Source organism: Cohnella sp. (genome assembly GCF_041640265.1).
Taxonomy (GTDB): Bacteria; Bacillota; Bacilli; order Paenibacillales; family Paenibacillaceae; genus Cohnella.
This window is the reverse complement of record NZ_JBEQAP010000092.1, coordinates 1-8,914: the sequence shown is the minus strand read 5'-3', so window position 1 is coordinate 8,914 and position 8,914 is coordinate 1. Positions and strand designations below refer to the sequence as shown.

Genomic DNA, 8,914 nt, shown 5'->3' with positions numbered 1-8,914 from the left:
CGAGAATCCTGCAGGAAATCTGGCAGTTGGATATGTAGTGGCAGGAAACATACATAATGCCCTAGATCTCAATGGTTTAGGGCATTTATTGTGGGTGACGTGTCAAACTTGAGTTTGAAGATTAGCCCGATAGTTGAGCGGCCGCTCAGCAATGCGAATAAGGCGGTGGAGTGGTTCCACCGCCAAATTCTTGTCTCCGATAGGTTAATGCTACACTGTTAATTTGACATGAGCACACTGGCGAAATCTCGAGAATCTTCAAACGATCTGCTGGCAACTTTCACACCATCACCGCTAATTGCCTCAATTTCGTAAGGAGCGGAGGCCGACGACGGTAGTACTACGTACCAGAGTCTCTGACCTGCCCCATACTCAATCAACTTGGCACTATATTTCCCTGCATCTTCACCACTAATCGTAACAATGACGTTTGTAATGGTCGAGTTCGTTATTTGTCCGAAAACGATTGGATAAGGACCCTCTATACCTTTAAACTTTGGCATACTCATGTAATTTAACGCTTCATCCAGACCCAATCTATTCGACAAACCGTATCCACCACCCATAACCCATTTCCAGCCTAGCCACGTTTTGTGTACAAATTCAATCTGCAGGAATGTACCTTCCTTATGTTCATATTGTTTGAGGAACAGCAGGACTCCATTGTCGAATGAGTCACGGTGAATTACCTGCATCGTATTGTTCCGAAATTTTCGAACCGCTTCTTCTGGCGTTTTTCCAATCGGAATGCTTACTGTTCCTGACTGTCCTGTAACACGCGAATACCGCCAATCGGCGATCCCACCCGGGGCATATTAAACATAGACAAAAACAACCAACAGGAACAGGAAAACTATTGCTGCTCCGAACCATCTGAACATTAACCGACTTGTTAATTTTCTCAGGTGTATGCTCATCCCCTCCTGCCTCTAGCACAACGAAACTGCCATACTAATTCGTGGCAGCCTCGTCAATTTCCTTTATTTAACTCTCGTATCCGATAGCGCAACACGCCACAATGAAAAATAGCGATGGATCGGATCCACCGCTGTGCTCATGCATCAGTCTTCCATTAACAAAATTAAATTCCCATAATGTGATATCCCGCGTCAACATGTAACACTTCACCAGTAATGCCTCGGGAAAGATGACTAAGTAAAAATAATGTGGCATCCCCTACCTCATCCTGATTAACGTTACGTCTTAAGGGAGCCTTTTCTTCAATTGTTGCCATTATTTCATTGAAACCTGTTACACCTTTTGCAGCGAGTGTTCGGATTGGTCCCGAAGATATAGCGTTTATTCGAATACCGTATTTGCCTAAATCTTCTGCTAAATATCTAACATTTGCTTCAAGGGCAGCTTTAGCTACCCCCATTACATTATAATTTTTGACTACTCTTTCTGCCCCTAAATAGGATTGTGTAACGATACTTCCGCCTTCCGGCATTAGTTTTTTTGCTTCTCTTGCAATAGCTACAAGCGAATAGGCGCTTGTATTTTGAGCTAATATATATCCTTCGCGCGAAGTCTCTAAATATTCGCCCTTCAATTCATCTTTTTCCGCAAATGCGACAGAATGAGCAAGCCCATGAATGACACCTACGTTATTTTTAATTTCAGCAAATGCCGAATCAATACTTGTGTCGTCGGACACATCACAAGACACACACATTAAAGGCTTTATCTTTTCATCTTGAAGGAGTTGACTTATTTTTTGAAACGAACGTTCTTTCCGATATGTAAAAATGAGATTCGCGCCTGCGTTATGTAATGACTTTGTTATTCCCCAGGCAAGACTTCTCTCGTTTGCTACACCCATTACTACAACATTTTTGCCAGCCATCATACTGTTTAATTCACACCTCCAATTATTATGCTTAATTGTGTTCCAAATTAGTACCAGGTCCTAATTTTATATCCCAATCCATGGAAATCAGCAACCTAAGGTTATTGTGTTAAACTGCCCGTTACGTTAATAGTGACTTACCTCGTAGAATGTCGTTTCAGCAGTTTAATATCCAGCTTTTAGCGTTGCAAAATCCAGTTTCAGTCCTGTTGCAATCATAAAATCAAGACCTATTAGTCCATCCAATCCATATATTTCTTGAACCATACCGAGCTGTAGATCAAAATCGTTTAATACTTGGCCGTCAATAGATAGTCCGTTAACTCTTTGCTGATTGCAGACCTCGCCAACTCCACCGATTCCATACATTTTAGTGGGTACTCCATTAACAAAATCAATATTCACGCCGATCTCTGCCATCAAATCCGTGTCAAATATTGTAACCGCACACCCTGTATCCACCAGTACATTATCCATTATGATTCGATTACCGTGGCAATTCAGTTCTACTGTAGCAATAGGGAGGCCATTCTGGATTCGTAATTTCATGATCTCCCTCTAATTCCCACAAAAAATTGTTCAATTACTTCCGCCTTTTTTTTTGAAGTATGAAAAATATAGATTTCTTTCTCAGGCTTATCTTTATGAATTTTCTTATACTCTTGCCACGCCTCCATACTATCATAGAAACCAGAGACAATGGACATCTCCTCAACTGTACGAATTTTATCTTTTGAAGATGTTTTTAATGCTTCTACGAGTACAATCTGATTTGGGTATTTCTCGCATATTTCAGACCATTGCATAGTCAGCACCTCCGAATTTATTCGTATTTTCATTGTATCAAATCTCGACGGGACTGTAGAGATTCTAGAAATAAGAGTTTATCATTACACTATCTTGCACGTTTGTTTAGCGAGTGCGTAGCTAAGCGAATAAGCGGTGAATCGAATCCGCTGCCGTACTCTCGTTTTGCGTAATAATAACATAAGCCTGCGTAAATACATTTCGCAGGCTTAGTCCCAGGGATCGTATTCCCCATAAAAAACTTTAAGCGCCCAACCAGTATGAGATGTTACGGGCGGGCTTTGTTCTAAGAGGAATGGAAATTGATCATCTCAACACTTACTCGGCGGTCAGCGTTCGTAATCGATGCCGGGGTCGCGAGGCACGGTACCATTCTGTGAATAAAAGAAAAATCAGGATAGCATCAATGATGTCGCCCCCATAATACATCAGCATGCTTCCGAATTCCGCTTGAGCGGCCGGTACGCCGGCAGGTGGATGCGCATACAGGTGCTTCGACAGGATGCCATGACCGGCAAGAGCTGCCAGCAAGACAAGTGTTCGATATTGAAAGCTTGCTCGGTGCGGTGCGGGGTCAATGAGCAGCATGGACGATGTAAAGAGGTATCCAGCCAGAAACACATGGACGTGAACCAGTACATGCAGGATGTGATGCTGGTGCATCAGGCTGTACAGGTCTGTTGTGTATAAAACCCACAGTCCGCCCATATTGAGGACGGCCGCCGTCAGCGGATTATGCAAAAATTGGAACAGCCCGCTTCTTAAGACGCGTGTCAGCAATCGCGCTTGATTTACTCCTAACGTTCTCAGAATGAGAGTCATCGGTGCCGCTAGGGTGAAAAGGAGTGGAGCAAGCATGCCCAGCAAAAGGTGGACAATCATGTGCGCGGTAAAATCCGTGTGTGAGCGGCTGGCAATAGGTCCAACTACGGACGCTAACAGACAAAGTACGCCGAGTATCCAGCATAGATAACAGTACCATGGTAGAGGGCGATAGGTTCGACTGGAGATGGCCGACAGCACTACGTAGCCTACAATGAAAATGGTGAATGGAACTAAGGATGCGGACTCTGCAAGTGAAAAGCTATGCACTTGATGGTTCATAGGTATCCGCCTTGATCAGTGCAGCTCCTGCGACAATCATCGCTATTGCGGCAAGATTCCACACGATGTCGTAGAGCATGACATGCTCGACGTATCGAATCTGGTGGATGCGCATGATTTTGTGCTGGATGATTCCATCGTATAATTGAAAACCTCCTCCGCCCAGCAATACCCCGCCCCACCATCTCTTGACCGACCACATATTTCGCCTGCGCAGATCGGCTAACAGAAAAAATCCTCCGATCGTAGCGAACCAGCTGAACGCATGAAACAGGCCGTCTGAGACCAGCCCGAGGTCGGTCGTTGATTTGTCGTAGAAATGGTGCCAGTGCAGGAGCTGGTGAAACACGGTCTCGTCAAAGAAGGCAACGAAGCCTAGCCCGACCAGAATGCCCGACCAAAGATTACGGCGCAGGTACACGGATTTGTCTTGGTTCTGGCTTGCAATAGTCATAGCAGGGTTCCGCCTTTCGTCCAGTTGTGGCGCAATACTAGTATCCCTGACTTTTCCAAATTCATGTATTCGTTAGACCCCAAATAACGCACTCCCAATGATGCCCGGAAATGCGCCGCTGTATGTAGTTGCTAGTGGATGTTAGCGTCCGGCGCCTTGTCGGCTACGACATTCAAGCGCACATCGTGCTCCAGCAGCGCCTTGAGCGCGCACAGCACCATCGTATAGCCGCCCATGGCATCGACGGCCTGCGCCGCCTGCTCTTCCTCGCTGCCCGCAAAACCGTAGTTGACGATGGAGACGAACGTACCGTCCTCTCGCTCGGTAAACGTCCACTCGGCTGCCGTGCCGTCCGAGAATTCGATCTCCAGCCGCCGGTTCGGCTCCAACTTCCGAACGTAGATATCGTCCCCGACTCCGTACATCTCCCAGTCCCAGCGCACGCGGGCTCCTTGCTCCAGCCGCCCGCTGCTCTTCGTGAACCAGAACTTCGTCGTGACCGCCGGATCGACGAACGCCTCATAGACGGCCTCAACTGGTTTGCGGATCAGCATTTCCGCTGTAACCGCCGGGTTATTTGCACGCATCCCGTATCCCTCCCCCATTGCGACCAAGGCAACCGCCCCAGCCGCTGCTATATCTAGCATACCAAGGGAAATATATGGTTTCAACCATGCGTTAGCCAGCAGGTTAGTCTATATCCTTTCCGATTGGGTCGTGCAACGACACGTCCTTGCGCACTGCCGCGGCGGCAATCTGCTCCTTGTTGGCTCTGAACTAACGTCTTCGTTAATCCACTTTTTCGAGGTGCTTGTTAATTAGTTTCATGTTCACTTCATTATTCTCGACAGAAACAAACTTTACAAGAAGTGATATTCTATTGTCCTTATTAAGGTTGTTCCAATAATAATTTGCCGTATCATCCACTGTATTAAACAATGGCATTTCAAACGGTTCTCCAACGAAAGGACGTAGGACACCGTCCTCTTCGCATCTATAAGTATGTATGCAATGACCTATACCCTTGGTAAAGGTGTCATAATGAAAGAAATATCGCAAACAAATTGAAGGGTCGTTTTCTCTTGTTTTCAGGATCGACAAGCAATAAGAATTTTCTTCGATATTCATAATACCTGAAATTCTGGGAGTATAATGAGGCGCATCGGGTTCAAATTCTCTCTGTTGTAATGCATTCTCAAAGGATCTTCCACTCTGCAATCCTTGAATAATTGTATCGGTCTGATCACCATTTGAGACAATGTGTTCCTTGCCAAGATGTTTAATCGGATAATAAATGATCAACGAAGGATCTACCATCTTAGTTGGTTCAAATGCTGAGTTTTTTACGAAAAGCTGGTCTGTCTCAAAAACACGATTACGGCTGTTCGCACTTCTTCCCATGATCCAGTAAACTTGAACATAATTTGCTCCAGATGGCGTCATTCCAATAATGATTGTTCTTCCTGGATACGGGTTATTGAATAACTGATCTTCAAAAGAAATGAGCTTCACATCCACACCTCCATAAAAAATATAAAGCATTCAACTCTAGTCTCCGTTAAGTTAGCTAAGTATCTTTGAACCATCGCTAGAGAGTTGCTCTTCGTAATGCTGTGGAAACGGTGAATATTGAAGCGTACAAATCTGATAGGTCCCTTTTTGATCAGCCGTCTACGGTAAACTTCGAGTAATCAAAGAAGTGATTAAAGATGCCGAATGCGCGGATGATAAAAACTTTATTTCCTTCGGAATAATTATCCTCCACCTGCATGTAGAAAAGAAGAGATCGAACGTGCTTTGATTTCCACTCGACCGAATTCTTGCCTCGATTGCATAAGATAATTTGGTCAGGCCCACCAACCTCGCAAAAAATTTCATACCTCTCTGCAAGCCACGCTTTGTAATCGTCATTATCGGGACATGTCACACCCAACAAAAGTAGCAACAGGCCCAAAAACATTAGCGATACCTTCAATGCTCGTTTCATTAAAACCTCCTTAGTATCTGTGGATGGGAACCGTACTCTTACCTTTACTCGAGCGCATCAATCTTCTTAAATGGTGTATTTTTATCCTTGTTGAACTATGCCGCCCTTTACTTCAATAGAACAAATAGCAGACCGCGGCGGTCTGCTATTTGTTTAGCCCTTGCATTATGTTATCCGTTAAGATATGGACTTATTTATTAGTTAGATTGTTATGATAACAAAGATGCTTATAAAAACGCCGGATCGTTAACATAAGCAGAACTGTCGAGTACATAATACCCAAATACTACTTTTTCACTCGACTTCGCTCTGTTCTAGACGGCAGTATGTTAATTACATCGACAGTTCGATCTTTTTCATGAATGGCATAATAAATCAGGTAGTTTAATAGCGCATGTCTGTTTTTTTTCGTAAATAATTCGCCGAAGTCCTTTAAAACTGCCACGCTCAACGGTTCTTCCAATAAACGGATTTGATGAAAGCATTTCTTCAATGTGATTTATGATTTCTATTTCTTTGATATACCACCATTCCAATGGTTCCGGTCCTTGTTCCTCAAAGAAGGACTCTATACGATTCAGACATATATCAAACTCTGCCTTGAAAATAACACGAAAGGAACGACTATGTTCTCCTGCCACGGCGCTTCTCCTTTAATTCGCTGGCGGTATATCCCTTCATATCTGGATTATCCAAGTAGCGCTGCAGGGAAGCTTTTAGTTCAGGATACTCCTCAATCTCTTGGGCTAGATCCGTCTCTGAGTCATCTTCGTTAAACGACTCGAAGCTTTCGACCTCAACAGAAACCAGTTTTCCATTACATACAAAAAGACTAGACCTTTTGCCTTCGAGTGCAAGAAGAAGCTCTTCCTTGGTTTGATCACTTAACGGATTCATTTGGATCACCTCTACATCATTATAACAGAACCCAAATATATTCGCTTTACGTTTCCATGTGACAATATTGCGATTCAACTATCCTGCCCGATACGCTCTCGTATCCCGTTAGCGTAGCGTTTTCTCGGCTGCATCCACAGTATGCTTCAACAAGGTTGCGATTGTTACTGGTCCAACCCCAGCAGGAACTGGAGTAATTGCATAGGCATTTCGTAGACATTCATTATAGTCTACATCTCCAATATTTCCTTCGTTGTAACCAGCATCCAGGACAACGGCGCCAGGCTTTATCCAATCCCCTTGAACGAAATTTGATTTTCCTACTGCCGCAACCACGATATCACCTAAATGAACGATATCTTTTAAATTGATTGTTTTAGAGTGGCATGTTGTAACAGTTGCGTTTTTATTTAAAAGCATTGCAGAGACTGGTTTTCCGAGGATTGGACTTCTGCCGATTACTACTGCGTGTTTGCCCTCAACCGGTATGTTGTAATATTCCAGAATTGCCATGATAGCAGCTGGAGTGCAACACGGAAATTCAGCGGCACCAAAAGCATTGCGTGCATATCCCAAAGTAGTTACACCATCAACATCTTTCTCGATGCTAATAGCATCAAATGCTACCCGTTCGTCTATATGATGTGGAACTGGGTGTTGCAACAGTATCCCATGTACATCGGGATCATCGTTCAACTTATTAATTTGTGATATTAGGTCGTCCGTCGTAGTGTCTGATGGGAGCTCTATTCGAATTGATTGCATATCTAACCTTTTGCAGGCATTCCCCTTCATACGTACATATGTCTTCGATGAAGGATTATCACCAACTAATATCGTTGCTAAGCAAGGTACAATTCCTTTCTTGGATAGATCGGCTATTCGATTTATCAACATCCCCTTGATGCTGTCAGCCACTCGATTTCCGTCTAAAATCAACTTTTCCGCATTCATTTTCATCAACCCTTTCTAAGCATAAAGAGGTAAGGGATTAGAACCCCTTACCTCTGCCCAGGCGTACGGCTGTGTGAATATGTGCTTCCTCGTGGTACTCCACGTTTACGCCAGTCGCACATACCAAATAATTACTTCATTATAATCTGATTATTCATTCTTAGGCAAGTAAAGTACCCGTTAGCGAAACAACAACATTAAAAATTTAATTTGCCATCAACAAAAATTGTCTTCACTTGCGTATTTATTATTTCTTTTGTATCACCGTTCTTTTCAAATACGTACAAACCGCCCATACGCTTATCTTCGTTTTCTTTCCACCCCTTACTTCTCATGTATTCACGGAAAACATTAAAGTCATTTTCGCCAGCAGTGGTTTTTACATAATATTCATCTGCGAAAAGGGATTTAGTAACTTGGGTATCAGTTAATGCTAACATTCCAATAGGATAAACATACAAAGCAATTGCCAACACAACAACACCTATTGCGGTTTTAATAACTTTATATTTCATTTCTCATCCCCCACTTTCATCTGATCATGATACTCTTTAGAACCTTCCCATTAAATTAATCTGCCCGTTAACGCAGCGTAGCGACGGATCGGATCCGCCGCTACATTCTCGTCTTCGTTAGTTAATCAGATCAGTGAGTTTTAAGGCTGAAGCTGCTGCTCCCATGGTAAATAGCGGAATCATCATTTCATCTTTGCAACCCCTATTGCAAAATGATCCCATAAAACCGCTTCGACCAGTCCGACTTGGTTCTCCTCGCAATCAACAATCAGGATGACTTCGGAATGTTTGCCCTTCCCAAGATGTTGTTTCTTCTTTACAAAGATAAGCTTAATAACAAATCCTAA

The 8,914-nt window shown here is 43.5% G+C and carries 13 protein-coding genes and 1 riboswitch; all 13 genes read right to left on the bottom strand.

Annotated features, from left to right (window positions below):
• Positions 1-218 precede the first annotated feature (218 nt).
• Entirely contained in the window at positions 219-695 is a 477-nt protein-coding gene (locus tag ACESLK_RS29465) for a hypothetical protein (RefSeq protein ID WP_373233415.1), read from the bottom strand.
• Between the two features lie 386 nt (positions 696-1,081).
• Positions 1,082-1,849, bottom strand: coding sequence for an enoyl-ACP reductase FabI (fabI, locus tag ACESLK_RS29460; protein WP_373233414.1), 768 nt, complete (start codon positions 1,847-1,849; stop codon positions 1,082-1,084).
• Between the two features lie 165 nt (positions 1,850-2,014).
• Positions 2,015-2,398 carry an aspartyl protease family protein gene (locus ACESLK_RS29455; RefSeq protein ID WP_373233413.1) on the bottom strand — a complete coding sequence of 128 codons (384 nt, stop codon included), beginning with the start codon at positions 2,396-2,398 and terminating at the stop codon, positions 2,015-2,017.
• The gene (locus ACESLK_RS29450; protein ID WP_373233412.1) at positions 2,395-2,655 is read right to left on the bottom strand and encodes a hypothetical protein; all 261 of its coding nucleotides are present in this window, start codon (positions 2,653-2,655) and stop codon (positions 2,395-2,397) included. The genes ACESLK_RS29455 and ACESLK_RS29450 overlap by 4 nt, the downstream gene beginning before the upstream one ends.
• 319 nt (positions 2,656-2,974) lie before the next feature.
• On the bottom strand, positions 2,975-3,766 hold the full coding sequence (locus tag ACESLK_RS29445) for a cytochrome c oxidase assembly protein (RefSeq protein WP_373233416.1): 792 nt from the start codon (positions 3,764-3,766) through the stop codon (positions 2,975-2,977).
• The gene (locus ACESLK_RS29440) at positions 3,741-4,214 is read right to left on the bottom strand and encodes a DUF2243 domain-containing protein (RefSeq protein ID WP_373233411.1); all 474 of its coding nucleotides are present in this window, start codon (positions 4,212-4,214) and stop codon (positions 3,741-3,743) included. The genes ACESLK_RS29445 and ACESLK_RS29440 overlap by 26 nt, the downstream gene beginning before the upstream one ends.
• Before the next feature lie 131 nt (positions 4,215-4,345).
• Positions 4,346-4,801 carry an SRPBCC family protein gene (locus ACESLK_RS29435; protein WP_373233410.1) on the bottom strand — a complete coding sequence of 152 codons (456 nt, stop codon included), beginning with the start codon at positions 4,799-4,801 and terminating at the stop codon, positions 4,346-4,348.
• A gap of 202 nt (positions 4,802-5,003) precedes the next feature.
• Positions 5,004-5,726 (bottom strand): IMP cyclohydrolase, encoded by a 723-nt coding sequence (locus ACESLK_RS29430; protein ID WP_373233409.1) that lies wholly within the window; start codon positions 5,724-5,726, stop codon positions 5,004-5,006.
• A 151-nt stretch (positions 5,727-5,877) separates the two neighbouring features.
• On the bottom strand, positions 5,878-6,201 hold the full coding sequence (locus ACESLK_RS29425) for a hypothetical protein (RefSeq protein WP_373233408.1): 324 nt from the start codon (positions 6,199-6,201) through the stop codon (positions 5,878-5,880).
• 356 nt (positions 6,202-6,557) lie between these two features.
• Positions 6,558-6,842 carry a hypothetical protein gene (locus tag ACESLK_RS29420; protein ID WP_373233407.1) on the bottom strand — a complete coding sequence of 95 codons (285 nt, stop codon included), beginning with the start codon at positions 6,840-6,842 and terminating at the stop codon, positions 6,558-6,560.
• The gene (locus ACESLK_RS29415; RefSeq protein WP_373233406.1) at positions 6,826-7,098 is read right to left on the bottom strand and encodes a hypothetical protein; all 273 of its coding nucleotides are present in this window, start codon (positions 7,096-7,098) and stop codon (positions 6,826-6,828) included. The genes ACESLK_RS29420 and ACESLK_RS29415 overlap by 17 nt, the downstream gene beginning before the upstream one ends.
• A gap of 108 nt (positions 7,099-7,206) precedes the next feature.
• A complete protein-coding gene (locus ACESLK_RS29410; RefSeq protein WP_373233405.1) occupies positions 7,207-8,052 on the bottom strand; it encodes a bifunctional 5,10-methylenetetrahydrofolate dehydrogenase/5,10-methenyltetrahydrofolate cyclohydrolase in 846 nt (281 codons plus the stop codon).
• A 48-nt stretch (positions 8,053-8,100) separates the two neighbouring features.
• A riboswitch (ZMP/ZTP riboswitch) is annotated at positions 8,101-8,180 on the bottom strand.
• Positions 8,181-8,249: 69 nt separating this feature from the next.
• Entirely contained in the window at positions 8,250-8,567 is a 318-nt protein-coding gene (locus tag ACESLK_RS29405) for a hypothetical protein (protein ID WP_373233404.1), read from the bottom strand.
• Positions 8,568-8,914 lie beyond the last annotated feature (347 nt).

Bases quoted from the DNA above. Each gene is read 5' to 3' on its own strand.
- ACESLK_RS29455 (WP_373233413.1), bottom strand. From the start codon at position 2,398: ATGAAATTACGAATCCAGAATGGCCTCCCTATTGCTACAGTAGAACTG.
- ACESLK_RS29450 (WP_373233412.1), bottom strand. From the start codon at position 2,655: ATGCAATGGTCTGAAATATGCGAGAAATACCCAAATCAGATTGTACTC.
- ACESLK_RS29405 (WP_373233404.1), bottom strand. From the start codon at position 8,567: ATGAAATATAAAGTTATTAAAACCGCAATAGGTGTTGTTGTGTTGGCA.
- ACESLK_RS29465 (WP_373233415.1), bottom strand. From the start codon at position 695: ATGCAGGTAATTCACCGTGACTCATTCGACAATGGAGTCCTGCTGTTC.
- ACESLK_RS29425 (WP_373233408.1), bottom strand. From the start codon at position 6,201: ATGAAACGAGCATTGAAGGTATCGCTAATGTTTTTGGGCCTGTTGCTA.
- ACESLK_RS29410 (WP_373233405.1), bottom strand. From the start codon at position 8,052: ATGAATGCGGAAAAGTTGATTTTAGACGGAAATCGAGTGGCTGACAGC.
- ACESLK_RS29435 (WP_373233410.1), bottom strand. From the start codon at position 4,801: ATGCGTGCAAATAACCCGGCGGTTACAGCGGAAATGCTGATCCGCAAA.
- ACESLK_RS29415 (WP_373233406.1), bottom strand. From the start codon at position 7,098: ATGAATCCGTTAAGTGATCAAACCAAGGAAGAGCTTCTTCTTGCACTC.
- ACESLK_RS29440 (WP_373233411.1), bottom strand. From the start codon at position 4,214: ATGACTATTGCAAGCCAGAACCAAGACAAATCCGTGTACCTGCGCCGT.
- fabI (WP_373233414.1), bottom strand. From the start codon at position 1,849: ATGATGGCTGGCAAAAATGTTGTAGTAATGGGTGTAGCAAACGAGAGA.